21 protein-coding genes are annotated in these 25,556 nt (G+C 71.1%); 9 read left to right on the forward strand and 12 right to left on the reverse strand.

Annotated features, from left to right (window positions below):
* Nucleotides 1–28: 28 nt before the first annotated feature.
* From gyrB to dnaA, 6 genes are all read right to left on the reverse strand, one after another.
* Complete coding sequence (gene gyrB / locus AC3CHW_RS16330; protein WP_488471074.1) at nucleotides 29–2,089, reverse strand: DNA topoisomerase (ATP-hydrolyzing) subunit B; 2,061 nt, start codon at nucleotides 2,087–2,089, stop codon at nucleotides 29–31.
* Between the two features lie 695 nt (nucleotides 2,090–2,784).
* A complete protein-coding gene (locus AC3CHW_RS16335; RefSeq protein ID WP_387599506.1) occupies nucleotides 2,785–3,396 on the reverse strand; it encodes a DciA family protein in 612 nt (203 codons plus the stop codon).
* Complete coding sequence (recF, locus tag AC3CHW_RS16340; RefSeq protein ID WP_488470926.1) at nucleotides 3,393–4,538, reverse strand: DNA replication/repair protein RecF; 1,146 nt, start codon at nucleotides 4,536–4,538, stop codon at nucleotides 3,393–3,395. Before recF ends, AC3CHW_RS16335 begins: the two co-directional genes overlap by 4 nt.
* A gap of 70 nt (nucleotides 4,539–4,608) precedes the next feature.
* Complete coding sequence (gnd, locus tag AC3CHW_RS16345; protein ID WP_488470927.1) at nucleotides 4,609–5,544, reverse strand: phosphogluconate dehydrogenase (NAD(+)-dependent, decarboxylating); 936 nt, start codon at nucleotides 5,542–5,544, stop codon at nucleotides 4,609–4,611.
* Between the two features lie 229 nt (nucleotides 5,545–5,773).
* Nucleotides 5,774–6,904: a DNA polymerase III subunit beta gene (gene dnaN, locus AC3CHW_RS16350; protein ID WP_176162921.1), complete on the reverse strand. Its 1,131-nt coding sequence runs from the start codon at nucleotides 6,902–6,904 to the stop codon at nucleotides 5,774–5,776.
* Between the two features lie 1,322 nt (nucleotides 6,905–8,226).
* Complete coding sequence (dnaA, locus tag AC3CHW_RS16355) at nucleotides 8,227–10,197, reverse strand: chromosomal replication initiator protein DnaA (protein ID WP_488471075.1); 1,971 nt, start codon at nucleotides 10,195–10,197, stop codon at nucleotides 8,227–8,229.
* 543 nt (nucleotides 10,198–10,740) lie between these two features.
* Between dnaA and rpmH the strand changes: the two genes are divergently transcribed.
* The 9 genes from rpmH to AC3CHW_RS16400 all read left to right on the forward strand — a co-directional run bounded on the left by rpmH (nucleotide 10,741) and on the right by AC3CHW_RS16400 (nucleotide 17,711).
* Nucleotides 10,741–10,878, forward strand: coding sequence for a 50S ribosomal protein L34 (rpmH, locus tag AC3CHW_RS16360; RefSeq protein ID WP_003949374.1), 138 nt, complete (start codon nucleotides 10,741–10,743; stop codon nucleotides 10,876–10,878).
* A 17-nt stretch (nucleotides 10,879–10,895) separates the two neighbouring features.
* Nucleotides 10,896–11,318, forward strand: a complete 423-nt coding sequence (gene rnpA, locus AC3CHW_RS16365) for a ribonuclease P protein component (RefSeq protein WP_176162919.1) — start codon at nucleotides 10,896–10,898, stop codon at nucleotides 11,316–11,318.
* Nucleotides 11,315–11,632: a membrane protein insertion efficiency factor YidD gene (gene yidD, locus AC3CHW_RS16370; RefSeq protein WP_398610905.1), complete on the forward strand. Its 318-nt coding sequence runs from the start codon at nucleotides 11,315–11,317 to the stop codon at nucleotides 11,630–11,632. Before rnpA ends, yidD begins: the two co-directional genes overlap by 4 nt.
* A 3-nt stretch (nucleotides 11,633–11,635) precedes the next feature.
* Nucleotides 11,636–12,862, forward strand: a complete 1,227-nt coding sequence (gene yidC, locus AC3CHW_RS16375; RefSeq protein ID WP_398610904.1) for a membrane protein insertase YidC — start codon at nucleotides 11,636–11,638, stop codon at nucleotides 12,860–12,862.
* A 14-nt stretch (nucleotides 12,863–12,876) separates the two neighbouring features.
* Nucleotides 12,877–13,383, forward strand: coding sequence for a Jag family protein (locus tag AC3CHW_RS16380; protein WP_176162916.1), 507 nt, complete (start codon nucleotides 12,877–12,879; stop codon nucleotides 13,381–13,383).
* Between the two features lie 103 nt (nucleotides 13,384–13,486).
* Complete coding sequence (gene rsmG, locus AC3CHW_RS16385; RefSeq protein ID WP_176162915.1) at nucleotides 13,487–14,227, forward strand: 16S rRNA (guanine(527)-N(7))-methyltransferase RsmG; 741 nt, start codon at nucleotides 13,487–13,489, stop codon at nucleotides 14,225–14,227.
* Nucleotides 14,228–14,523: 296 nt separating this feature from the next.
* On the forward strand, nucleotides 14,524–15,672 hold the full coding sequence (locus AC3CHW_RS16390) for a ParA family protein (protein ID WP_198427423.1): 1,149 nt from the start codon (nucleotides 14,524–14,526) through the stop codon (nucleotides 15,670–15,672).
* Nucleotides 15,669–16,835: a ParB/RepB/Spo0J family partition protein gene (locus tag AC3CHW_RS16395; RefSeq protein ID WP_488470928.1), complete on the forward strand. Its 1,167-nt coding sequence runs from the start codon at nucleotides 15,669–15,671 to the stop codon at nucleotides 16,833–16,835. Before AC3CHW_RS16390 ends, AC3CHW_RS16395 begins: the two co-directional genes overlap by 4 nt.
* Nucleotides 16,836–17,093: 258 nt before the next feature.
* Nucleotides 17,094–17,711 carry a GNAT family N-acetyltransferase gene (locus tag AC3CHW_RS16400; protein WP_176162912.1) on the forward strand — a complete coding sequence of 206 codons (618 nt, stop codon included), beginning with the start codon at nucleotides 17,094–17,096 and terminating at the stop codon, nucleotides 17,709–17,711.
* Between the two features lie 70 nt (nucleotides 17,712–17,781).
* Here the strand turns inward: AC3CHW_RS16400 and trxA are convergent, their stop codons facing one another.
* The 6 genes from trxA to murJ all read right to left on the reverse strand — a co-directional run bounded on the left by trxA (nucleotide 17,782) and on the right by murJ (nucleotide 25,034).
* The gene (trxA, locus tag AC3CHW_RS16405; protein ID WP_176162911.1) at nucleotides 17,782–18,111 is read right to left on the reverse strand and encodes a thioredoxin; all 330 of its coding nucleotides are present in this window, start codon (nucleotides 18,109–18,111) and stop codon (nucleotides 17,782–17,784) included.
* Between the two features lie 47 nt (nucleotides 18,112–18,158).
* The gene (trxB, locus tag AC3CHW_RS16410) at nucleotides 18,159–19,118 is read right to left on the reverse strand and encodes a thioredoxin-disulfide reductase (RefSeq protein WP_176162910.1); all 960 of its coding nucleotides are present in this window, start codon (nucleotides 19,116–19,118) and stop codon (nucleotides 18,159–18,161) included.
* A gap of 169 nt (nucleotides 19,119–19,287) precedes the next feature.
* Nucleotides 19,288–20,283, reverse strand: a complete 996-nt coding sequence (locus AC3CHW_RS16415; RefSeq protein WP_488466915.1) for a zf-HC2 domain-containing protein — start codon at nucleotides 20,281–20,283, stop codon at nucleotides 19,288–19,290.
* Nucleotides 20,280–20,969 carry an RNA polymerase sigma factor SigM gene (sigM, locus tag AC3CHW_RS16420; protein ID WP_398610901.1) on the reverse strand — a complete coding sequence of 230 codons (690 nt, stop codon included), beginning with the start codon at nucleotides 20,967–20,969 and terminating at the stop codon, nucleotides 20,280–20,282. The genes AC3CHW_RS16415 and sigM overlap by 4 nt, the downstream gene beginning before the upstream one ends.
* A 37-nt stretch (nucleotides 20,970–21,006) precedes the next feature.
* Nucleotides 21,007–22,734: a protein kinase family protein gene (locus AC3CHW_RS16425; protein ID WP_398610927.1), complete on the reverse strand. Its 1,728-nt coding sequence runs from the start codon at nucleotides 22,732–22,734 to the stop codon at nucleotides 21,007–21,009.
* A gap of 110 nt (nucleotides 22,735–22,844) precedes the next feature.
* A complete protein-coding gene (gene murJ / locus AC3CHW_RS16430) occupies nucleotides 22,845–25,034 on the reverse strand; it encodes a murein biosynthesis integral membrane protein MurJ (RefSeq protein WP_488471076.1) in 2,190 nt (729 codons plus the stop codon).
* Between the last annotated feature and the right edge of the window lie 522 nt (nucleotides 25,035–25,556).

Genomic DNA, 25,556 nt, shown 5'->3' on the forward strand with positions numbered 1-25,556 from the left:
CCGGCTCCGCGGCCGGGGAGGGGCCGACTCAGATGTCGAGGAAGCGGACGTCCTTGGCGTTGCGCTGGATGAACGAGCGGCGCGCCTCGACGTCCTCGCCCATCAGCACCGAGAACAGGTCGTCGGCCTGGGCCGCGTCGTCCAGCGTGACCTGGCCGAGCACGCGGTGGTCGACGTCCATCGTCGTCACGCGCAGCTCCTCGGCGTTCATCTCGCCGAGACCCTTGAAGCGCTGCACGGAGTCGTCCCGGATGCGCTTGCCCTGCTCCCGCCCGGCCGCGATCAGCGCGTCGCGCTCACGGTCGGAGTACGCGTACTCGAAGTCGTCCCGACCCCACTTGATCTTGTAGAGCGGGGGGCGGGACAGGAAGACGTGCCCGGCTTCCACCAGCGGTCGCATGAAGCGGAAGAGGAAGGTGAGCAGCAGCGTGTTGATGTGCTGGCCGTCGACGTCGGCGTCCGCCATCAAGATGATCTTGTGGTAGCGGAGCTTGGCGATGTCGAAGTCCTCGTGCACCCCGGTGCCGAACGCCGAGATCAGCGCCTGCACCTCGGTGTTCTGGAGGATCTTGTCGATCCGCGCCTTCTCGACGTTGAGGATCTTGCCGCGGATGGGCAGGATCGCCTGGTACTGCGGGTTGCGGCCGGACTTGGCCGAGCCGCCGGCGGAGTCACCCTCGACGATGAAGATCTCGCACTGCGTCGGGTCGTTGGACTGGCAGTCGCTGAGCTTGCCCGGCAGCGACGCCGTCTCAAGGAGGCCCTTGCGGCGGGTCAGGTCGCGCGCCTTGCGGGCCGCGACCCGGGCGGTGGCCGCCTGGATCGACTTGCGGATGATGTCCGCGGCCTCGTTGGGGTTGCGGTCGAGCCAGTCCGCCAGGTGCTCGTTGATGATCTTCTGGACGAAGGTCTTGGCCTCGGTGTTGCCCAGCTTCGTCTTGGTCTGGCCCTCGAACTGCGGCTCGCCCAGCTTGACCGAGATGATCGCGGTCAGTCCCTCGCGGATGTCCTCGCCGGTGAGGTTGTCGTCCTTCTCACGCAGCAGCTTCTTCTCCCGCGCGTACTTGTTGATCAAGTACGTCAGCGCCGCACGGAAGCCCTCCTCGTGGGTGCCACCCTCGTGGGTGTGGATCGTGTTGGCGAAGCTGTAGACACCCTCGGTGTACTGGGTGTTCCACTGCATCGCGACCTCGAGCGAGAGCAGCCGCTCCTTGTCCTCGGCCTCGATGTCGATCACCGTGGGGTGCACCAGCTCGCCCTTGCGCGAGTTCAGGTACTTCACGAAGTCGACGATGCCGCCCTCGTAGTGGTACGTGGCCGAGAGCGGCTTGCCCTCCTCGTCGACGTGCGCCTCGCGCTCGTCGGTCAGGGCGATGGTCAGTCCCTTGTTGAGGAACGCCATCTCCTGGAACCGGCGGGCGAGCGTCTCGAACGAGTACTCCGTCGTCTCGAAGACGTCCGGGTCTGCCCAGAACGTCACCGTCGTGCCGGTCTCCGACACCGCCTCGTTCTTGGCGAGCGGGGCCGTCGGTACGCCCTGCTTGTAATCCTGCGTCCAGCGGAAACCGTCCCGCTTGACGTCCACGGCCAACTTCGTGGACAACGCGTTGACGACCGAGACACCCACGCCGTGCAGACCACCGGAGACGGCGTAACCGCCACCGCCGAACTTGCCGCCCGCGTGCAGCACGGTCAGCACGACCTCGACGGCCGGCTTCTTCTCCACCGGGTGCATGTCGACGGGGATACCGCGCCCGTTGTCGATGACGCGCACGCCACCGTCGGCCAGGATCGTCACGTCGATCCGGTCGGCGTGTCCGGCCAGCGCCTCGTCAACGCAGTTGTCCACCACCTCTTGGACCAGGTGGTGCAGACCGCGCTCACCGGTCGACCCGATGTACATGCCGGGTCGCTTACGGACCGCGTCCAGGCCCTCCAGGACCGTGATCGCGCTGGCGTCGTACGAGGGCGGAGGTGCCCCGTTGACGTCCGTACCCACCGCGGCGGTGCCAGCCTCGGTCGGGGAAGCGGTGATCTTCTCGTTGGGGTTGCCGGAATCGGCCACGAAGCGCCCTTTCTGGCACAGCAGAGCCGAACCCCTGGTACGGAGGACCGGCCTTGTCTTTCGAATGCCCCGCACGCACGGTGAGCCACCGTGTGCGCAAGCGGCGACGGTGTACTCCAGTCTACCGGTAACCGCCGACAGAATTGGGGCTTGCGGGTGCCTGAGTCGGCGACTGCCGCCCTGAACCGGCGCCTTCCTACTCCCCATATCTGGCCTGGGCTTCCAGGAGGCTCACACAGGCACTCAGCGCTTCGACCCATCAACGACCGGCGATGTGACCCGCGTCTCAATGTTCCCGCCCGTCCCACGCCCGGTCACCCGCCACCGGCCCCGTGCCCGTGGCATCGCCCCCCGCGCCCACGTCGACGGCGCGCGCCGCGGCGCCACCGCCCCCGCACGCTGCGCGTCGCCCGCCGCGCGCGCCCGGGGACGCGCCGGCCGCGCCCGCCGGCGCATCGCCGCAGGTCGCGGGAAATATGCCAACAACACATCACGCGGGCGCAGACCACAGCGGCCCCGCCACCTCGCTCCGCCACCCCCGTATGCGACACCGACGCACGCCCCCGCGCGGCCCACGGCTGATTTCTGACGCCGTTGTGCCCGTGGGGCACGAGACGCGCGGCGCACACGCCCTACGACAGCGACACGAGCCCCCGCGACAGCGGAGCGAGGAGACCCGGCACCGCGCTTCCGGCGCCGGGGCGGGCCCGCGCGTCAGGTCAGCCGTAGGTGTCGCCCGGGCCACGGCTGCCGGGCGCGCGCAGCGGGCCGTACCGCCGCGGGGGGCCGCCGGGGCCGAGCACCTTGAGCGTGCGCACCGTGCCGTGGCCCAGGTCCGCGTTGAGCCGCGCCACGAGCTGCGGCGCCAGCAGCCGGAGCTGGGTGGCCCAGGCCGTGGAGTCGCAACACACCGTCAGCACCCGCGCGTCCTCGTCGTACCGCTGCGGCTCGCAGTGCTGCGCGACCTCGGGCCCGACGAGCTGGGGCCAGCGGCCCATCACGCCGCCGACCGCCGCGGGCGCCTCCCAACCGCGTTCGGTGATCAGCCGGTTGATGGCCGCGCCCAACGGCAGCGGATCGCGCCCGTCCGCCCGCGCGCCCGAGCGCAACCCGCCGCGCCTGGCCTGCTTCTTCTGCTGCGCCGCCGCGCCGTGCGCGCGGGCGCGCTCCTTCGCCGCCCGCAACGCCACCCGCGCCAGGTCCACGCCCGTGGGCTCGGCCGCCGCACCGGCCGGACTCGCGCCCGGGCCACCGTCGCCGTCCGCGCCGGCCCGCGGCCCCCGGGCCCCGTCCCGCTCCCCGCCCGGACCGCCCGCCACAGGCCACGTCATATGCGCTCCACCACGCCTTCGGAGACCGCGTACCGCACGCCGGCCAGCACCCCTGGCACGTCGTCGTCCACCGCGGCCGTCACCAACACCTGCTCGCCCGGGGCCACCAGCTCCGCCAGCCGCTCCCTGCGGCGCACGTCCAACTCGGCGAAGACGTCGTCCAGCACCAACACCGGCTCGTTGCCCTCGGACCGCAGCAGGTCGTACGAGGCGAGCCGCAGCGCCAGCGCGTACGACCAGGACTCGCCGTGGCTCGCGTACCCCTTCGCGGGCAACTCGCCCAGTTTCAGCAGCAGATCGTCCCGGTGCGGGCCGACCAGCGTCACGCCCCGCTCGATCTCCCGCTTGCGCGCCTCGCCCAGCGCCGAGCGCAGCAACTCGTACAGCTCCGACCGACCCGTCTCCGCGCCGAGCGCGGCGCCGCCCGCCGTCTCGCTGACGGAACTCCGGTACTCCAGGACCACCGGGCCGCCGCCGGGGGCGAGTTGCTCGTACGCCTTGTCGGCCAGCGGGCGCAGCGCGGCCACCAGGTCGAGCCGCTGGGCCAGCAACTCCGCGCCCACCTGGGCCAGATGCTGGTCCCAGACGTCCAGCGTGGACAGGTCGAGCTGCCGGCCGCCGTGCCGGCGCGCCATGGCCGCCGTCTTGAGCAGCGTGTTGCGCTGCTTGAGCACCCGGTCGTAGTCCGAGCGCACCCCGGCCATCCGCGGCGACCTGGCCGTGATCAGCTCGTCGAGGAACCGCCGCCGCTCGCCGGGGTCGCCCTTGACCAGCGCCAGGTCCTCCGGCGCGAACAGCACCGTCCGCACGATGCCGAGCACGTCACGCGGCCTGACCTGCGAAGACCGGTTGATCCTGGCGCGGTTGGCCCGACCCGGGTTGAGTTCGAGTTCGATGAGCTGCTGCCGGTCGCCCTGCACGACCGCGGCCCGCACGATCGCCCGCTCGGCGCCCATCCGCACCAGCGGCGCGTCGGACGAGACCCGGTGGCTGGCCAGGGTCGCCAGGTAGCCGACGGCCTCGACCAGGTTGGTCTTGCCCTGCCCGTTGGGGCCGACGAACGCGGAGACGCCCGGGTCAAGGGGAACCTCGACCCGGGCGTACGAGCGGAAGTCGGCGAGTGACAAATGCGAGACGTGCATGGTTTCCGTACCGACCTCCCCCGTCGACCAACGTCCGAGCGCGCCTCCTACGACACGCGCTGACCTGCTGCTACTTGTCCGTGTTGCTCGTCACCGCGTGGCCACCGAACTGGTTGCGCAGCGCGGCGATCATCTTCATCGACGGCGAGTCGTCCTGCCGCGACGCGAAGCGGGCGAACAGCGACGCGGTGATCGCCGGCAGCGGCACCGCGTGGTCGATGGCCGCCTCCACGGTCCACCGGCCCTCGCCGGAGTCCTGCGCGTACCCCCGCAGCTTCGCCAGGTGCTCGTCGTCGTCCAGCGCGCGCACGGCCAGGTCGAGCAGCCAGGACCGGATGACCGTGCCCTCCTGCCAGCTACGGAAGACCTCGCGGACGTCGGTGACCGAGTCCACCGCCTCCAGCAGCTCCCAGCCCTCGGCGAAGGCCTGCATCATGGCGTACTCGATGCCGTTGTGCACCATCTTGGCGAAGTGGCCGGCGCCGACCTTGCCCGCGTGCACCGAGCCGAACTGGCCCTCCCGTCGCCCACCGCCACCCTGGCCGGACGAGCTTCGCTCGGCTGTCCCACCGGGCTTCAACGCGTCGAAGATCGGCTGCACCTTGGCGACGTGTTCCTCGTCGCCGCCGTACATCAGCGCGTAGCCGTTCTCCAGGCCCCAGACGCCGCCCGAGACGCCGCAGTCCACGAAGCCGATGCCCTTCTCGGCCAGCTCCGCCGCGTGCTTCTCGTCGTCCGTCCACCGCGAGTTGCCGCCGTCCACGACGACGTCACCGGGGGACAGCAGCGCCCCGAGTTCGTCGATCGTGGACTGGGTGGCCGCCCCGGCGGGGACCATCACCCACACCACGCGCGGCCCCTGGAGCTGGCCGACCAGCTCCTCCAGGCTCGCCACGTCGGCGAGGTCCGGGTTGCGGTCGTATCCGATGACGGTGTGGCCTGCGCGGCGGATGCGCTCGCGCATGTTGCCGCCCATCTTGCCGAGACCGACGAGACCGAGCTCCATCACTAATCCTTCTTGCCGGAGTGAGTGCGTTGGGTAACGCGACCGAGCCTACGCCCGGCCCCGCCCGCACGACTGTGGGCTCCGCCGCTCATACGGGGCGCCGCCGTACGCCGTGCGCGGGCCACCCGGGGCTGACGGGGGACCCGCCCTCGTGCTCACTCTGAGCCACCGCGGCGCGATCCGCTCGCCGGGCCGCGGGAAGCGCCCCGCGGCCCGAGGGCCACGTGCCTCAGCCGGACAGGCGCACCGGCATGATCAGGTACTTGTACGCCTCGTCGGCCTCCGCGTCGACGGCCGGCCGGCCGCTCAGCAGGGCGGGCTTGGTCGAGGTGGTGAACGAGAGCTGGGCCACCGGGGAGTCGATCGCGCTGAGCCCGTCCAGCAGGAAGGTCGGGTTGAAGGCGATCGAGATGTCGTCGCCCTCAAGCTGCGCGTCCACGCGCTCCACAGCCTGTGCGTCGTCGCTGGAGCCGGCTTCCAGGATCAGCACGCCCTGCTCGAAGCTGAGGCGCACCGGGGTGTTGCGCTCGGCCACCAGCGCCACGCGCTTGACCGCCTCGACGAACGGCGCGGTCTCGATCACCGCGACCGAGTTGAACTCGGTCGGGAACAGCGTGCGGTACTTCGGCAGGTCGCCTTCGAGCAGGCGGGTCGTCGTCCGCCGGCCGGCGCCCTCGAAGCCGATCAGGCCCTCGCCGGCGCCGGAGCCCGCGAGCGCGATGCTCACGGTGTCGCCGCTGGTCAGCGACTTGGCCGTGTCGAGGAGCGTCTTGGCGGGCACCAGCGCGACGGCGGACAGATCGGCCGCCTCCGGCTTCCACAGGAACTCGCGGACCGCGAAGCGGTAGCGGTCGGTGGAGGCCAGGGTGACGTGGTCGCCCTCGATCTCGATGCGCACGCCGGTGAGGACCGGGAGCGTGTCGTCGCGACCGGCGGCGATGGCCACCTGCGCGGCGGCGGCGGCGAAGACCTCGCCGGGCACGGTGCCGGTGACGCTGGGCATCTGCGGCAGCGCCGGGTACTCCTCCACAGGCAGGGTGTGGAGGGTGAACCGCGAGGAGCCGCAGACGACGGTCACGCGTACACCGTCTGTGGAGATCTCCACCGGGCGGTTCGGCAGCGCGCGGCAGATGTCGGCCAGCAGTCGACCGGAGACCAGGACCGTGCCGTCCTCCTCGACGTCGGCCTCGACGGAGACGCGGGCGGAGACCTCGTAGTCGAAGCCGGAGAGGCTCAGCGAGCCCTCCTCCGCCTTCAGCAGCAGGCCCGCGAGGACGGGGACGGGCGGACGGGCCGGGAGGCTGCGGGCTGCCCAGGCCACTGCCTCCGCGAGTACATCGCGCTCCACCCGGATCTTCACCGGAACCGCCTCCTGCTGTTTCTGACTCGCCCTGCTGGCCTTCGTCGTCGGCTGATTGCCGGAGACCAGTCTGACGCACGCCACCGACAGCGGGTGCGCCTCGGGGTCAAGTCGGTGCGAGGGCGTGGGAGCGACCCGGACCCGAGTTGTGCACAGGCCCCACTTCGAAACGAACTTCTCGCTCTCAATGTGTGGTCGTAGTAGTAGGGGCTGTGGAAACCGTGGATAACTGCTTTTGCGCAGGTCACGGTGCGTTTTTTGTCCACTGGCCCTGTGGGCGACGGTGGTGGATAACCCGGGGTCTCTGTGGACCACCGAAAGTTCTGCACACCCGATACACAGGGAGGCCCTACTTCTCCCCAGCCGCGTCCCCAGTTTTACCCACGTTCCCCACAGCCCAACCCGGCACCTTGGTGTGACGCCTTTCACTCGCTCCGGTGAGAGAGGGTGTCGCGTTGCCGAACAGTGGACAACGGTGTGGAGAAGGCGGCAAAAGCTGTGCACAAGGCCGGCTGAGCTGTGGGTAGCCAGTGGACAACCGATCGGGACGCCCTGTGGACGAAATGTTGCCCACAGCCTGTGGATGACGGTTTGCCACAAATCCACACGCGCCTGACCTCGGGAGATCCTCTCTCACCGGGGTGGCCTGTGGACACGCTTGGGACAGTCCAGCAGTCCCCAGCCTGTGGACGCGAAATAGTGCCCACATCTGTGGAGAAGACCCGTGTCCCCCTCCGTAATCGAACACCTTCCCTCGCGGGTGTCCCCGCCGTGACCGTCCCGTATCCGCTCCACGACGGCTTCCGGGCCGGTCGATGAACGCGAAATGGCGCTTCCGGAGCGGCACCGGGGGCGCCGGAGGAAGCGTCCTGACGAAGCGCCGCCGCCGCACGGCAGGTGTGTTCGGCATCCGCCGGGGCGCCGCGACGGAGGGCGCCGCGCCTCCGCCAGGACGCGTCGGAGAACGGCCAGGACGCCCCAAGAACGGCGGGGCACGGCGACGAGGCGGCGCGGCTGCGGGCATGCGGCGGAGCCGGCCGATCCGGCCGAGCCGGCGGGATTGGTGCGACCGGCGGGACCATCCACAGCATGGGGATCGTCCGCGCCGCGGAGGTGGGCGCGGGGCGGTGCGCGACGGGCGCGGGGCAGCCTGGGAACGCGGGGCCGTAGGGACGCGGGGCGCCCCGGGCGCGCGGGGGCCGGCCGGTCACGGACGTGGTGCGGGGGCGGGCCAGGAGCGGACCGGGCGGGCCAGGTACGGGAACGAGAGGTGGGGCCCGGAGGCGGGCCCCACGGAGCGGAGACGCGGCGAGGTGTGGGCGTCAGCCGTTCTTGATGCGGTTGGTCAGCTCGGTCACCTGGTTGTAGATGGACCGCCGCTCGGCCATCAGGGCCCGGATCTTGCGGTCGGCGTGCATCACCGTCGTGTGGTCACGGCCGCCGAACTGCGCGCCGATCTTCGGCAGCGACAGGTCCGTCAGCTCGCGGCACAGGTACATCGCGATCTGCCGGGCGGTCACCAGGACCCGGCTGCGGGAGGCGCCGCACAGGTCGTCGACGGTGTGCCCGAAGTAGTCCGCGGTCGCGGCCATGATCGCGGTGGCCGTGATCTCCGGGGCCGCGTCCTCGCCGCCCGGGATCAGGTCCTTGAGCACGATCTCGGTCAGCCCCAGGTCCACCGGCTGCCGGTTGAGGCTGGCGAACGCCGTCACCCGGATCAGCGCGCCCTCAAGCTCCCGGATGTTGCGCGAAATGCGGGAGGCGATGAACTCCAGCACCTCCGGGGGCGCGTTGAGCTGTTCCTGCACCGCCTTCTTCCGGAGGATCGCGATGCGCGTCTCCAGCTCGGGCGGCTGCACATCGGTGATCAGGCCCCACTCGAAGCGGTTGCGCAGCCGGTCCTCCAGCGTCACCAACTGCTTCGGCGGCCGGTCCGAGGACAGCACGATCTGCTTGTTGGCGTTGTGCAGCGTGTTGAAGGTGTGGAAGAACTCCTCCTGCGTCGACTCCTTGCTCGCGAGGAACTGGATGTCGTCCACGAGCAGGATGTCCATGTCGCGGTACCGCTTGCGGAACGCGTCCGCCTTGCCGTCGCGGATGGAGTTGATGAACTCGTTCGTGAACTCCTCCGAGCTCACGTACCGCACCCGCGTCCCCGGGTAGAGGCTGCGCGCGTAGTGCCCGATCGCGTGCAACAGGTGCGTCTTGCCGAGCCCCGACTCCCCGTAGATGAACAGCGGGTTGTACGCCTTGGCCGGCGCCTCCGCCACGGCCACCGCCGCGGCGTGCGCGAAGCGGTTGGAGGCGCCGATGACGAAGGTGTCGAAGAGGTACTTCGGGTTCAGCCGCGCGGTGGGCTCACCGGGACCCGGGGCCGGCGCGGGCTGCGCGGCGAGCGGCCCGGGCGCGCCCGTCGGCGCGGGCGGACCACCGCGCCCGGGGCCCTGACCGCCGGGCCCGGGCCTGGGGGGTACGGAGGAGGGGTCGGCGGGGTCGCGGCGCTGCGTCTCGTAGGGCGAGCCCCCGTGCGCGGGCGGCCCGTGCTGCGGGTGCTGGCCGCGCTGGGCGTACGGGTCCGCGTCCGGGAAGCCGCCGAGCCGGGGCTGCTGCCAGGTGTTGTAGTCGCCGCGCGATTCGGGCAGCGGGGCACCGCCGGAGCGCGGCCAGGCGCCGGGGTCGGGGCGCTGCTGCGAGTAGCCGGGGTAGGCGGGGCGGGCGCTGGGCAGCTCGTCGCCGGGGCGGCCGTAGCTCTCGCGCCCGTCGTAGCCGTCCCGCGTCTCGCGCCCGTCGCGCGTGTCGTACGCGTCCCGGGCCTCGCGCCCGTCGTAGCCCTCGCGACCCTCGTACGCCTCGCGGGCGACGGGCGCGTCGTAGGGGTCCCGCTTGTCGTAGGCGTCCCGGCCGTCGTAGGGCTCGTAGGCGTCGCGGGACTCGTAGCCCTCGCGGCCACCGTCGTATCCGTCGCGCCCGGTACGGGTGTCCCTGGCGTCCCTGCCGTCCCGCGCGTCATAGCCGTCACGGCTGTCGAAGGTGTCCCGCGGGGTGTCGCCGTAGCGGGACTGCTGGCCGCCGTGGCCCTGGTGCGGGGCGGACGGGTGGTGCGGGGCGGGGCCCTGGGGCTGCGGTGCGGCGGGCTCGTTCTTGGAGTCGTCCACCGTGATCGCGATACGGATCGGACGGCCGCACTCGCGGCTGAGCGCGTCGCTGATCAGGGGCGCGAGCCGGCCCTCGAGCACGCCCTTGGCGAACTCGTTGGGCACCGCGAGCAGGGCGGTGTCGGCGACCAGCGCCAGCGGCTGGCAGCGGTTGATCCAGTGCTCGTCCTTGGCCTCGACGCCCTGCCCTCTGCCCTCGCCGCGGAGCTGCTCCAACACGCGTGGCCACACTGCGGCAAGATCGGCAGGTACGTCAGCCACAGGGCACGCTCACTCACTCACTCGGAGGGGGACGCCGACAGGTCCCACGAATGCGTGGTTCTTGGGACGGGCGGGAAGGATTCGGAGTTCCGCCACGGTAGTCAGGCCGACGCGCGTGGTTCAAGTCGTTGTCCACAGGGTGTGTACAAATGTGCCATGCGGCGTCGCATCGTGCTCTGGCGCCCCGGTATACGGTGGTGGTGGAGCGATGCGCCCAGGTTGGTTTGACCGAATGGCGTAGCCGCGCGTACCGTAACCAGGTCGAGTTGTCGATGGCTGCTGCCGCCTGCCTCCGATGGGCATACATCCACGATCCGTGGTGAGAAAGCGGTGCAATCGGGCGTATACGAGCTTCTCGTGGGCGCACGGTGACAGCCAGGCGATGTCCCGCCACTACACATTCATTTCTGGAGCCCCCGAGTGAGCAAGCGCACCTTCCAGCCGAACAACCGCCGCCGCGCGAAGACCCACGGCTTCCGGCTGCGTATGCGCACCCGTGCCGGCCGCGCGATTCTCGCGTCCCGCCGTGGCAAGGGTCGCGCCCGTCTGTCCGCCTGACCAGCACAGGTCATGACGTGCTGCCTACCGAGCATCGGCTGAGGCGGCGCGAGGACTTTGCGACCGCGGTACGCCGAGGACGCAGGGCCGGGCGCCCGCTCCTTGTCGTGCATCTGCGAAGCGGTACATCGGACCCGCACCCACCTGGGGAGACAGCTCCTCAGGTGCGTGCGGGTTTCGTCGTCAGCAAAGCGGTCGGCAACGCCGTCACCCGAAACCTGGTGAAGCGGCGGTTGCGCCACCTGGTGCGCGACCGACTCGACCGCTTCCCCCCCGGTAGCCTGGTAGTCGTACGGGCGCTGCCCGGCGCGGGCGAGGCAGGCCACGAGCAACTGGCCCGCGATCTCGACACCGCGCTACGGCGGCTGCTGGGTGGGGCCTCCCCGGAGACTCCCTCGGTGAACCTCGGGGGTCAGACCAAGGGGAGGGTGCCGCGATGAAGTACCCGCTGCTGTGGTTGATCAAGCTCTACCAGTGGACCATCAGCCCCATGCTGGGGCCGGTCTGCAAGTACTACCCGTCGTGCTCGCACTATGGCTACACGGCCATCAACGTGCACGGCGCACTGAAGGGCACGGCGCTGACGGCCTGGCGCATTCTGCGCTGCAACCCGTGGTCGCACGGAGGTGTCGATCACGTACCCGCCCGGAAGCGTCCGGTGTGGCACCAGTGGCTGCGGAGTCGTCTGCGTGGGCACTCCACCGCCGAGCCCGCCGCGCAGCCTGAGTCTCAGCCCAACGCCCAAGGAGCCTGATTCGTGGACACGATCCTCGGTCCTCTCTATGACGTAGTTTCCTGGATCATCGTCCAGTTCCACTCGCTGTACAGCCTCGTCTTCGACAAGAACAGCGGCTGGGCTTGGGGCCTGTCGATCGTCTCGCTGGTGGTGCTCATCCGCATCTGCCTGATCCCGCTCTTCGTGAAGCAGATCAAGGCCACGCGGAACATGCAGGCGCTCCAGCCCCGGATGAAGGCGATCCAGGAGCGCTACAAGAGCGACAAGCAGCGCCAGTCCGAAGAGATGATGAAGCTCTACAAGGAGACGGGCACCAACCCGCTCTCCAGCTGCCTGCCGATCCTCGCGCAGTCGCCGTTCTTCATCGCGCTCTACCAGGTGCTCAACAAGATCGCGAACAACCACCCGGTCGGCTTCATCAACCAGGACCTCGTGGACAGCGCCCGTGAGGCGCACATCTTCGGCGCCCCGCTGTCCGTGAAGTTCATGAGCAGCGCGTCCAAGGTCGAGGGGCTCGGTGCCACGCTCACCGACGTCCGCGTCGTCACGGTCACGATGATCATCCTGATGTCGGCGTCGCAGTTCTTCACCCAGCGTCAGCTCATGACGAAGAACGTCGACCTGACGGTCAAGACGCCGTTCATGCAGCAGCAGAAGATGTTGATGTACATCTTCCCGATCATGTTCGCCGTCTTCGGCATCAACTTCCCGGTCGGTGTGCTCGTCTACTGGCTGACCACCAACGTGTGGACCATGGGGCAGCAGATGTTCATCATCCGCCGCAACCCCACCCCCGGCAGCGTCGCCTACGCCCACCGCCAGGAGCGGCTGCGCGCCAAGGGCAAGCTCAAGGAGGACCCGGAGGTCGTCGAGGCGCGGCAGGCCGTCGAGGTCGCCCGGGCCAACCGGCAGCAGCCCAAGAAGCAGACCAAGGCCCAGCGCCAGGCCGCGGCGGCGCAGGCCGGTGGCGCGGCGAAGGCACCGGGCGCCAAGCCGGACGGTGCCGCGACACCCCCGGCGGGCGGGGCGAAGAGCGGGCGGGGACAGGGCCGGGCCAAGGCCACGGCGCAGACCGCGAAGGGCGCCGGGACGTCCGGAACGGGCGCCGAGAAGACCTCGCTGGAGAAGGGGAAGAAGGGGGCGCAGCCCGGCAAGTCGACCGGCAGCTCCGCCTCCGGTTCCTCGCGTAACGCCAAGTCCGGGCAGCGCAAGGGCCAGCGCGGCCCGAAGCACCCATCCAAGAAGTAAGAAGGAGTCCATCCGTGACGGAAGGCACCACCCCGGCCGAGGGTGTCGACACTCTGACTCGCCTGGAGCAGGAAGGCGAGATCGCGGCTGACTACCTTGAGGGTCTGCTGGACATCGCGGACCTCGACGGCGACATCGACATGGACGTCGAGGCGGACCGCGCCGCGGTGTCGATCATCAGCGAATCGACCAGCCGGGACCTGCAGAAGCTGGTCGGCCGCGACGGCGAGGTGCTGGAGGCCCTGCAGGAGCTGACCCGGCTCGCGGTGCACCGGGAGACCGGCGACCGCAGCAGGCTGATGCTGGACATCGCGGGGTTCCGGGCGCGCAAGCGCACCGAGCTGTCGGAGCTGGGCGCCAAGGCCGCGGAAGAGGCCAAGGGCAGCGGCCAGCCCGTGAAGCTGGACCCGATGACGCCTTTCGAGCGCAAGGTGGTGCACGACGCGGTGGCGGCGGCGGGCCTGCGGAGCGAGTCTGAGGGTGAGGAGCCCGAGCGCCGGGTGGTCGTGCTTCCCGCGTGATCCGGTGACTCCCTTCCGGGCCGAGGGCTCGGGAAGAACAACCCGTACGTCCGGCCCCGTCTGTGCGCAGACGGGGCCGGTGTTTGTCAGCAAGGGCAACGGCATGTCGAGAGGAAGGACGGTCCTCGTGGCGGAGGCAGCGGAGGAACTTCCCCCAGCGCCGGAGGCGGCGCGGGAGGTGTTCGGCGACCGCTTTCCGGAGGTCGTGCGGTACGCCGAGCTGTTGGCCGATGTGGGCGTGACGCGCGGCCTGATCGGGCCCCGCGAGGTGCCGCGGCTGTGGGAGCGACACCTGCTGAACTGCGCGGTGCTCTCGGAGGCGGTGGCCGAGGGTGTCACGGTGTGCGACGTGGGCTCGGGGGCCGGGCTGCCGGGCATCCCCCTCGCGCTCACCCGGCCGGACCTGCAGATCACCCTGCTGGAGCCGCTGCTGCGACGGACCAACTTCCTGCAGGAGGTCGTGGAACTCCTCGGCCTCGACCACGTCACGGTGGTCCGCGGGCGGGCCGAGGAGGTCCTCGGCAAGCTCCAGCCGGTGCACGTGGTGACCGCTCGCGCCGTGGCCCCGCTGGACCGGCTGGCCGGCTGGGGCGTGCCGCTGCTTCGGCCGTACGGCGAGATGCTGGCGCTGAAGGGCGACACCGCGGAGGAGGAGCTCAAGAGCGCGCGGGCCGCGCTGAGCAAGCTCGGCGTGGTGGAGACCTCCGTGTTGCAGGTGGGGGAGGGCATCGTCGATCCGCCGTCCACCGTGGTGCGGGTCGAGGTGGGCGAGAGCCCGGGCGGGGTGCGGTTCGCCGCGAAGCGGGCCAAGGCGGCTCGCAAGGGGCCGCGTCGACGCCGGTGAGCGCGCGCGGGGAGGCCGGCTCGCCGGGACGCGCTCGTGACGGAGAGGTGCCGAGGGAGGTGGGGCGCGTACTTCGGGCAATGCTCCATACAAGCTGCCAAAAGTATGCGGACCGGAGTGTCGGGGTCCGGTGATCGGCATGCCCATGCATCGTGTTTCACGTGAAACGTCGTTCCCTGCTGCATGGAATCATCAGTCGCGGTCGTGCGGCTGCCGCGCCGCGCGACCCTCAACCCCGCACCAGAGCCGATTCATCCACAGGAGAACGGGCCTCGCTGGTTCCCAACCCCGAAAGCATGGCAGGCTCTGTTCATTGCGAGCCTGATGTCGAGGAGGGTGAATCCTTGCGGTCCGACGCCAACATCGCGGGACCGATGACCGAACCGGTCCCCGGTCCCCGTACCGCTGAGCCCTCCCCGGGCGCGCCCGTGGGGCCCTCAGCTCCCGGGGAGGATGTTTCACGTGAAACGCCGCCCCCGATGGATGCCTCGTCCGGGTACGAGGGAGAAGCCTCCGCCCCCATCGGCCGTGCGGCGCAGCTCGCCGTAGCGGCGCTGGGGCGCGCGGGCGAGGGGCTCCCCCGCCCGGAGCAGACCAGAGTGATGGTGGTCGCCAACCAGAAGGGCGGCGTCGGCAAGACCACGACGACCGTGAACCTGGCGGCCTCCCTCGCGCTGCACGGCGCCCGCGTGCTCGTCGTGGACCTGGACCCGCAGGGCAACGCCTCCACGGCCCTCGGGATCGACCACCACGCCGAGGTCCCCTCCATCTACGACGTGCTGGTCGACAGCAAGCCGCTGTCCGACGTCGTGCAGCCCGTCCCCGACGTGGAGGGGCTGTTCTGCGCCCCGGCGACCATCGACCTGGCCGGCGCGGAGATCGAACTCGTCTCGCTGGTGGCCCGGGAGAGCCGGCTGGAGCGTGCCATCCAGGCGTACGACCAGCCGCTGGACTACATCCTCATCGACTGCCCGCCCTCGCTCGGCCTGCTGACGGTCAATGCCCTGGTGGCGGGCGCGGAGGTGCTGATCCCGATCCAGTGCGAGTACTACGCGCTGGAGGGCCTGGGACAGCTCCTGCGCAACGTCGAGCTGGTGCGCGGACACCTGAACCGCAAGCTCCACGTCTCGACGATCCTGCTGACCATGTACGACGGCCGGACGCGACTGGCCTCCCAGGTGGCCGACGAGGTCCGCAGCCACTTCGGCAACGAGGTGCTGCGCACGAGCATCCCGCGCTCCGTGCGGATCTCCGAGGCACCGAGCTACGGGCAGACGGTCCTCACCTACGATCCCGGTTCGAGCGGTGCGCTCTCCTACCTGGAGGCGGCCCGGGAGATCGCGCTGCGTGGGGCTGGTGTCTACTACGAGGGGCAGCATGCGCACGCGACGCCGCGTGCGAACCCACAGCTTGACCAGCACACCATGTCGGAGGGGATGCAGTGACTGAGCGACGGAGAGGGCTGGGCCGCGGACTCGGTGCGCTGATTCCCGCCGCACCCAAGGGAGCGGACGGCCCGTCGGTGCCCGCGATCGGCGCCGGCGCGGCCTCGCCGACGGCGGTTCCGGTGCTGTCGCCGGAGCGGGGCGTGGCAGCCGCCAAGGTGACGACGTTGCCGCCGGGTGGCCAGCCCGAGGACGAGGCCGCCCCGGCGCAGCGTGTTTCACGTGAAACCGAGGACGCGCCCGTTGAGGAGTCCGCGCCCCTGAAAGCCATGGACGACGGTCTGGGCGCGCACTTCGCGGAGTTGCCGCTGGACTCCATCACCACCAACCCTCGGCAGCCGCGCACCGAGTTCGACGAGGACGCCCTCGCCGAGTTGGTCACCTCGATCCAGGAGGTCGGCCTCCTCCAGCCGATCGTGGTCCGCCAGGTGGGTCCGGAGCGCTACGAGCTCATCATGGGCGAGCGGCGCTGGCGCGCCTGCCGTGAGGCGGGCCTGACGAAGATCCCAGCGATCGTCCGGGCGACCGACGACGAGAAGATGCTGCTGGACGCGCTGCTGGAGAACCTGCACCGCGCTCAGCTCAACCCGCTGGAAGAGGCCGCGGCCTACGACCAGTTGCTCCAGGACTTCAACTGCACGCACGACGAGTTGGCCGAGCGCATCGGGCGCTCCCGCCCGCAGGTCACCAACACCCTGCGGTTGCTGCGTCTGTCGCCGTCGGTGCAGCGGCGCGTGGCGGCCGGCGTGCTCTCGGCGGGGCACGCTCGGGCGCTGCTCTCGGTCGAGGACTCCGAGGAGCAGGACCGGCTGGCGCACCGCATCGTGGCGGAGGGGTTGTCGGTCCGCGCGGTCGAAGAGATCGTCACCCTGATGGGCACGCAGCCGAACAGCACGCAGAAGGCCAAGCGGCCCCGGGCCGGGGCCAGGGTGTCCCCGGCGCTGTCGGACCTGGCCTCGCGGCTGTCCGACCGCTTCGAGACCCGGGTGAAGGTCGACCTCGGCCAGAAGAAGGGGAAGATCGTGGTCGAGTTCGCCTCGATGGACGATCTGGAGCGCATCCTCGGCACCCTGGCGCCGGGCGAGGGACGCGTGCTGGAGCAGCACTCCGGCCCGGGGCAGACCGCGGAACAGCCGACGGAGGACGATTCCTCCGCTGAGTAGCACCCTGCCGGAGCGGGCCGTGCCCCGCCCGGGGCGCGGCCCGCTCTGTGCGTGGCGGGCGGTACCGGGGGAATCCGCTCGTGGCTACGATGCGTACGGGCGGCGCGGCGACGCGCGGGCGCCCCGCCCACGGTGACCGGCGGTGCGGGGAGGGCCCCGTGGGAGGCTGCCGTCGGCTTCGCGGGCGGCCTGCTCGGGCGTGGCGCACGGGTCGGCCGCACGGATCGCGGCCGATGAGGGAAGCGAGGAACTGGCTACATGGGGCGTCGGCTCGTACCGCTCACACTGGACAACCTCACGGACCTCCCCCAGCGCTGTCGCGCGTGCGTCTTCTGGGAACTCGACCCCGTCAGCGGCGAGGCGGCCGTCAGGGCCGGGCGCCCGGAGGTCGAGAAGGAAGCCTGGATCTCGGCCGTGCTGCTGGAGTGGGGCTCCTGCGGTCGCGTGGTCTACGTGGACGAGCTGCCGGTGGGCTTCGTGCTCTACGCGCCGCCGGCGTACGTGCCGCGTTCCCTGGCCTTTCCCACCAGCCCGGTGGGCGCCGACGCCGTGCAACTGATGACGGCGTGGCTGATGCCCGGATTCCAGGGACAGGGGCTCGGCCGGGTGATGGTGCAGACCGTGGCCAAGGACCTCATGCGGCGCGGAGTGAAGGCCATCGAGGCGTTCGGGGACGCGCGGTGGGAGGGGCCCGCCTGCGTGTTGCCGGCCGACCACCTGCTGGCGGTGGGCTTCAAGACCGTGCGACCGCACCCGCGCTACCCACGGCTGCGACTGGAGTTGCGGGCCACCATCTCCTGGAAGGAAGACGTGGAGCTGGCGCTGGATCGACTGCTGGGCGCCGTACAGAAGGAGCCCGTGCTGCGCCCGCTGTAGCGGACTGCGCCGACATGCGTGTGGGCCCGCCCCCCAGGGGAGCGGGCCCACGACGCAACAGCGCGGTCGACTAGCCGAGGAAGTCGGACAGGTCGCGCTCAAGGGCCGCCTTCGGCTTGGCGCCGACGATGGTCTTCACGACCTCGCCGCCCTGGTAGACGTTCATGGTCGGGATGGACATGACGCCGTACTTGGCGGCCACGGCCGGGTTCTCGTCGATGTTGAGCTTGACGATCTCGATCTTGTCGCCGTGCTGCGCCGCGATGGCCTCGAGGGACGGGGCGATCTGGCGGCACGGGCCACACCACTCGGCCCAGAAGTCCACCAGCACGGGCTTCTTGTTCTTGATGACGTCCTCTTCGAAGGAGGCGTCGGTCACATGCTTCAGAGTGCCAGCCACGGCGATTTCCTCGTTTCGATGGTGCGGGGGCGGGAGGGATGGAGGGGTCAGACGGCGGCGGCCGGCGGCTCGTTGTCCGCGAGGCCGGCCAGGTAGCGCTCGGCGTCCAGGGCCGCGGAGCAGCCCGTGCCGGCGGCGGTGATCGCCTGACGGTAGGTGTGGTCCACGACGTCACCGGCGGCGAAGACGCCCGGGAGGTTGGTGCGCGTGCTGGGGGCCTCGACCTGCAGGTAGCCCTCGTCGTCCAGGTCGAGCTGGCCCTTGAACAGGTCGGTGCGCGGGTCGTGGCCGACCGCGATGAAGAGGCCGGTCGCCGGAAGCTCGGAGAGCTCGCCCGTGTTGCGGTTCCGCAGCGTCAGGCTGGAGAGCTTGCTGTCGCCGTGGATCTCGGCGACCTCGCTGTCCCAGATGAAGGAGATCTTCGGGTCGGCGAAGGCGCGGTCCTGCATGGCCTTGGAGGCGCGCAGGGTGTCCCGGCGGTGCACGATCGTCACGGACTTGGCGAACCGGGAGAGGAAGGTGGCCTCCTCCATGGCGGTGTCACCGCCACCGATCACGGCGATGTCCTGGTCCCGGAAGAAGAACCCGTCACAGGTCGCGCACCACGAGACGCCTCGCCCGGAAAGCTCGTCCTCACGCGGCAGGCCGAGCTTGCGGTGCTGCGAGCCGGTGGTCACGATCACGGTCTTGGCCCGGTGCACGGTGCCGGCGGAGTCGGTGACCGTCTTGATGTCCTCGGTGAGGTCGACCGCGATGACGTCGTCCGGGATCAGCTCGGCGCCGAAGCGCTCGGCCTGGGCGCGCATGTTGTCCATGAGGTCCGGGCCCATGATGCCGTCACGGTAGCCGGGGAAGTTCTCCACGTCGGTGGTGTTCATCAGCGCACCCCCCGCGGTCACGGAACCCTCGAAGACCAGGGGCTTCAGCGCGGCTCGGGCCGTGTAGAGCGCGGCCGTGTAGCCGGCGGGCCCGGAACCGATGATGATCACGTTGCGGACGTCGCTCACGGGATGTCTTCCTTGTCTCTGCCGACGACGGATTGGGGGGCAACCGACCGGCGATCGTTCCCGGAAAACTGCTGCCATCTCACCCAACGGATACTACGGGGCCGGCATTCCCGGGACGCCCGGCCTTCCGGCCGTGTTCGTGTGACGGACAGCGCGGTGGCCGGAACGCTCAGTCGCGGGCGAAGCTGCGCTGCATCAGCACGGTGCCGGGCGGCGAGGGGGACTTCCGGACGCAGGCGGCGTCCACGACGAACGCGTCGACGCGTGAGTCGTCGCCCGGGTGTGACAGCAGCACCAGGTAGGCGGGGGTGCCGTTGAAGGAGTCTTCTCTCGCCGCGAGGGGCGTCTCGGGGCGCTTGGTGGCCTGCTGGACGCACGAGGGCACGGTCGCGCTACTTCCGTCGAGCGGTGTGCGGGGAGTGGTGTTCGCGCCGACCTCGCCCGGCGGGTTCCGCGGCTTGCGGGTCTTTCCCTCCGCGGCGAGCAGGGCCCGCGCCTCGCTCTCCAGGGTGGCGGCGGTCAACATCGTGGCGCGGGTCTCGCCCTCCGTGGGGCGCTGCGGCGTTCCGTCGTCGGTGCCGTTCTGCACGAGGAAGGTGCCCACGCCGAGCACGGCAGCCGCGCACGCCGTGCCGAGCAGGGCGGTGCGCCAGCGCCGGCCCCGCCTGGGCCGGGGGCCGGGGGCCTGCCGGCCGGGTCCCGTGGTGGAGCGGGCGCGGCCCGGTGGGCGGTCAGGGCCGCCGGGCGTCGTTTCACGTGAAACACCGATCGGCTCGGCGGCCGTTTCACGTGAAACATCGCCGGCCTCGCTCTCGGAGGCGCCCTCGGACTCGGTCTCGGCGTCGCTCTCCCGTACGCCGCCGCCCTCGCCCACGGCCGCGATATCGGCCGGCTCGCGGTCGCCGGTCGTGGCGTCGAGCAGCGCCTCGGCGGCAAGGGCCGCGTCGATCCGGCCGGCGATGTCGGCGGGCATCCGCGTCGGGCCGGGCAGCGTGCCCAGGGCGCTGCGGATCTCCTCGAGCGAGGTGCGGACGTCCGCGCACAGCGCGCAGCCCGCGAGGTGTTCGCGCACGGGGCGCGCGCGGTCGGGCGGCAGGACTCCCTCGGTGAGCGCGGAGATTTCCGCGACCTCAGGGTGCTCGTCCGTGTCGGTCGTCGACGTCACGCTCGCCCACCTCCGCCCTTCACGGGATCTGTGTCGTTCGGCCCTGCCGGCGGTGAGACGGATGTCCCCTGCGCCCGGTTCCTTCCCCTGTCGGGATCGGAGCTATCCCGCTCCTTCGGGTGGAGATGGGACAGCAGGGGCAGCAGGCGGGCGCGGCCCCGGGCGCAGCGGCTCTTGATGGTGCCGGTGGGCACGCCCAGCACCTTGGCCGCCTCCGCCACGGGGTACCCCTGCATGTCCACGAGGACGAGGGCCGCGCGCTGGTCGGGCGGGAGCGTGCGCAGGGCCCGTAGCAGCTCGCGGTGGAGGTCCTGGCGCTCCGCCGGGCCCGCGGCGGACTCCTGCGGTTCGAGGAGTTGCTCGAGCCGCTCGGTGTCGTCGGTGGGCGAGGTCTTGCGGGTGGCGGCCTTGCGGGCCCGGTCCAGGCAGGCGTTCACCGTGATCCGGTGCAGCCAGGTGGTGACGGCCGACTGGCCCCGGAACGTGTGCGCGGCCCGGTAGGCGGAGACCAGGGCGTCCTGAACGGCGTCCGCGGCCTCCTCACGGTCGCCGAGGGTGCGGAGCGCCACGGCCCAGAGTCGGTCGCGGTGGCGCCGGACGATCTCGCTGAACGCGTCGGGGTCGCCCGCCACGTGGCGAGCCAGGAGCTCGCGGTCGTTCGCGTCGCCGTGCACGGCGTCGTGCAACGGGAGCCCCCCTCTCGTGCCGGCCGCTTGACGTGGGTCAACCCGTGATCTTGATCTCCGAGATGCCCCCGCGGTAGCCGTCGGCGGAGCCGTCGCTGGGCAGCTCGGTGATGTGGATCAGTACGTATCGCGTTCGGACCGGCTTGTCGAGAGTGGCGTCGAGTTTGCTCTCCGCCGTCTTGAGCTTGGTGAGCTCCTGGGGGAAGTCCGCCAAGGCGGCGGGGGATGTCGCCGCCGGGTCCGCGGCGAGTACTTCGACCTTCTGCCCGGGTGCGTAGAAGTCAACCTGCACGCCCGCGACGTTCTTGGCGCTGCCGAGGTCGACGACGATGCCGCTGCCGTCCGACCGGTTCTTGAGGTTGCCGAAGTTGGCGTAGCCCTCGTAGCGCTTGGTGACCCAGGCGGTGCCGGGCTGTTGGTCGATGGCCGCGGAGACCCTCTCCGCAGCCAACGGGGCGTCCAGTGGCGAGAACTCGGTGGCGTCCGCGAGCTCCAGCGGCTTGTGGGCCGGCTTCCTGGGGCGGTCGTCGTCCTTCTCGCTCTGGTTGTGGCCCGAGTCCCCCGGCTTGCTCTCCTCCTTGATCAGGATGTCCGCGAGCTGCCAACTACCGAGCCCGATGGCCGCGATGAGCAGGCTGGAGACGGCCCACTTGAGCGCGCGGCCGGCGCGGCTCTGCAGCGGCGGTGGGGGCGGTGGTGGCGCGGGGGCGAGCCGGACCGCGCCGTTCCCGCCGCGGGCCGGCGGCTGGGCGTAGGCGCCCTGTTGGTAGGTGGTGCGCTGGTAGGCCGGGGTCGCGGTGAACGACGGCTCCGGCGGGCGGATTCGCGGCATCTCGGCGACGGCCGCGGCCAGCTCCTCCGGGGTGGTGCAGGGCAACTCCTGCCGGGAGGCGGTGGCACCGTCGTTGACCAGCGCCCGCATGGCGAGTTCGGACAGGCCGCGGTGCACCCCCGCGCGCACCTGGTCGGGCGCGATGAGGCCGACGCCCTTGGGGAGCCCGGCCAGGCCGTGCGCGTCGCTCTCGTACGGCCAGCGCTGGGTGAGGGCGGCGTAGAGCAGGGCGCCGATCGCCTCGGTGTCCGTGCGCTGGGGCTGGGGGGTGGTGATGCCGCGCAGGGCGGCCATGACGGCCAGGCCGCGGATGCGGTACTGGCCCGACTCGGTGCGCAGCACGGAACTGGGCGTCAGCCGCAGGTGGGACAGTCCCTCACGGTGGGCCGACGCCATGGCCTGGGAGACCTGACTGACGAGTTGGTAGGCGTCGTGCGGCTCCAGCGCGCCGGTGGCGAGCACCGTGGTCAGCTCGGTGGCGTCGGAGATCCACTCGTGGACGACGTAGACGAGGTCGTTGTCCTCGACGGCGTCCAGCACCTGGACGAAACGGGGGTCGCCGAGGAGCGCGGCGGAGCGGGCGGCGGCCAGGACGGGACGGGCGCGGGGGTGGTCGGCGGGGAGGACGTGCACGCCGACGGCGCGGCGCAGTTTCTCGTCCACGGCACGCCAACTGCTGAATCCGTCCAGACGGGTGACGCACTCCTCCAAGCGGTAGCGTCTGGCGAGTTTGTGACCACTGTGCAGTTCGGGGGGGCTTGTGTCGGCCGATGCGCCCTTGTCCGTCTCGACAGGGCGCGCGGTCTCTGTGGTGTTGCTGGCCTTCTGCTGCGCCTTAGCCTCGTCGGTCGTGGCCTTGTCCGCCTTGGCGGCAAGCGGCTCTCCGCCGCTGCTATCGGCCACGTCGACGGCAGCCGTACTCCGGTCCGCCACCGTCGTTCCCTGCCTCCCCATACGTTGCGCCTGTTCCACGGCCACGACAATTGTGCCCACAGTCCGCCACCCTGCACGACACGCGGTGGTGGACGATGGTTGTGCTGCGGTCAACGGCCAAGACGTCCTCGGACCATTCCGACCATTGCGGTCAGCTCCTGAATGCGCATGCGCTTCGCCGCGATGTAGAAGATTCCGATGAGGACGATTCCGCCGCCGACCAGGGAGGCGACCGAGCCGGCGATCCCGCTGCCGAGCGCGTCGGTGATGGCGTACGCCGTCAGGCCGGCGAGGACGGCGGCGGGGACGCAGGCGCCGAAGAGTCGCGAGTAGGTGCGCATCACGTGGCGGCCGTCCAGGTCGCCGCCCAGCCGGTCGCGCAGGCGCCGCCAGGCGATGCCCACGCCGACCGCGTACGCGAGGCCGTAGGAGGCGGCCATGCCGACCACGGCCCAGCGGGCGGGCAGCAGCACGTAACACAGCCCGGAGGCGGCGGCGTTGATGGCCGCGACGATGACCGTGTTGTAGAACGGCGTGCGGGTGTCCTCGTAGGCGTAGAAGCCGCGCAGGACGACGTACTGCACGGAGAACGGGATCAGGCCCAGGCCGAAGGCCATCAGGATGTAGCCCATCGCGCGGGCGGCCTCGATGCCCGACGAGCCGAAGAGCAGGGTGCACATCGGAATGCCGAGCGCCACGAAGCCGAAGGCGATGGGCACGATGGCCACGGCGGAGGTGCGCAGGCCCTGCGAGATGTCGCCACGGACGGCGCCGACGTCGCCGTCGTGGGCGGCCCGGGAGAGCCGGGGCAGCAGCGCGGCCATGACCGAGACGGTGATGATGGCCTGCGGCATGCCCCAGATGAGCTGGGCGCTGGAGTAGCCGAGGATGCCGGTGCCGGGGTAGCCCTCGTCGGCCGCGGCCGAGCCGGCGCCGGTGGCGAGCTGGGTGACGACGATGACGCCGGCCTGGTTGGCGAGGACGAACAGCACGGTCCACTTGGCCAGCTTGGCGGACTTGCCGAGGCCGTGGCCGCGCCAGTCGAAGCGCGGCCGGTACCGGAAGCCCGCCTCCCGCAGGTACGGGATCATCGCCAGCGACTGGACGACGAGCCCGAGCAGGGTGCCCACGCCGAGCAGGCGGATGCCCTCGGCGGGGATCGTCGTGACGCCGAACTCGGACTTGCTGGCCGACCCGTAGACGTAGATGAACATGCCGAACGTGGCGATGATGACGATGTTGTTGAGGACCGGCGTCCACATCATCGCGCCGAACTTGCCGCGCGCGTTGAGGATCTGGCCCATCACCACGTGCACGCCCATGAAGAAGATGGTGGGCAGGCAGTAGCGGGCGAAGGTGACCGCGACCTCGTTGGCCGCCGGGTCGCCGGCGATCTCGGGGGACATCATGTGCACGAACAGCGGCGCCGCGAAGATCGCCACGGCCGTGAGGCCGACGAGGATGACGATGACGATGGTCAGCAGGCGGTTGGCGAAGGCCACGCCGCCGTCCTCGTCCTCCTTCATGGCCCGCACGAGCTGCGGCACGAAGACGGAGTTGAGGCCGCCGCCGACGGTGAGGAAGAAGATCATCGCCGGCAGGGTCATCGCGACGGTGTAGGTGTCACCGAGGGTGGCGGCGCCGAGCGCCGCGACGATCATCACCTGGCGGACGAAGCCGGTCAGCCGGGAGACCATGGTGCCGGCGGCCATCAGGGCGCTGGACTTGAGCAGGCTGGACGCCTTGCCGCCGCGCCGCGCGGCGCCCTGCGCCGCCGCCTTGGCCGCGGCGGGGGAACCCAGCATCACGGTGGCGTCCGTCCCCGGGCTCGCCGTGGGGCCGCCCGGACCGCCGGGCGCGCCGGGCGCCACCGGCCGGTGGTGGCGGCCGTGCGGGGCGCGCGGCCCCGGGCCGCCGCGGGGGGCGGGGCGCTGCTGCTGGTACTGGGCCTGCTGGGCGCCCTGGCCGTGCTGGTCCTGCTGGTAGTACTGCGGCTGCTGCGCCTGCTGGTCGTAGCCGGCCGGTGGGGAGTGCTGGGCGTGGCCGCCGTGCTGCTGCGGGTAGTGGCCGCCCTGCTGCGGGTACTGCTGGCCCTGCCCGTAGTCGGCCTGGGCCGGCTGCTGGCCGTACTGGTCGTAGCCGCCCTGGTCCTGTTGCGGGGGGCGCGGCGGCTCGTACGGCTGCTGGTCGCGGAAGAGGTGGGCGAAGGCGTCCGGCTCCGGGCGCTCGTCCGAGCCCTGGCTGATCAGGTCGTCGACGCCCACGTACTGGGTGTCGGCGCCGTTGTCGCCGTAGGGCAGGTAGCGCGAGGCGCCGTCGGGCTCGGGGGCGGGCGTGGGGGCCCACACGCGCGGGTCCGGCGGCTGCTGAGCGGGAGGCGCCTGGTGGTAGAGGTGCTGCGTGGGGTCGGCCGACCCGGGCGGCGGGTGCGCCTGCTGGTCGTAGAGGGCGTCGCCGCCCTGGGCCCGCGGGTCGTGCTGCGGGTACGGGTACTGCGCGTAACCGTCCTGCGCGTACCCCTCCTGGGGATACCCGCCCTGCGCGTAGCCGCCCTGCCCGTAGCCGTCCTGGGCGTACCCGTCCTGCGGGTAGCCGCCCTGGCCGTAGGGGTCCTGCGGGTAGGAGGGCTCGCTGTACGGCGCGTACTGCTGGTACGCCTCGTCGGTGTAGACCGGGAAGGAGCCCGTGACGTACGGCTGCTGGTAGAACGCCTGCGTGTAGGTGTCCTGGGCGTACGGGTCGGGGATGTACGGGTCCTGCGGGTAGGAGGGCTGGTGGTAGGTGGGGGCGTACGAGGGGTCGTGGGCGGAGGCGCCGGACTG

It is taken from the genome of Streptomyces sp. MGP-BFMKR1 (assembly GCF_057766585.1).

Coding starts and splice junctions, on each gene's coding strand:
- AC3CHW_RS16335 (WP_387599506.1), bottom strand. CDS start 3,396: ATGACGTGGCCTGTGGCGGGCGGTCCGGGCGGGGAGCGGGACGGGGCC.
- recF (WP_488470926.1), bottom strand. CDS start 4,538: ATGCACGTCTCGCATTTGTCACTCGCCGACTTCCGCTCGTACGCCCGG.
- gnd (WP_488470927.1), bottom strand. CDS start 5,544: ATGGAGCTCGGTCTCGTCGGTCTCGGCAAGATGGGCGGCAACATGCGC.
- yidD (WP_398610905.1), top strand. CDS start 11,315: ATGAAGTACCCGCTGCTGTGGTTGATCAAGCTCTACCAGTGGACCATC.
- rsmG (WP_176162915.1), top strand. CDS start 13,487: ATGTCGAGAGGAAGGACGGTCCTCGTGGCGGAGGCAGCGGAGGAACTT.
- AC3CHW_RS16390 (WP_198427423.1), top strand. CDS start 14,524: ATGGCAGGCTCTGTTCATTGCGAGCCTGATGTCGAGGAGGGTGAATCC.
- AC3CHW_RS16400 (WP_176162912.1), top strand. CDS start 17,094: ATGGGGCGTCGGCTCGTACCGCTCACACTGGACAACCTCACGGACCTC.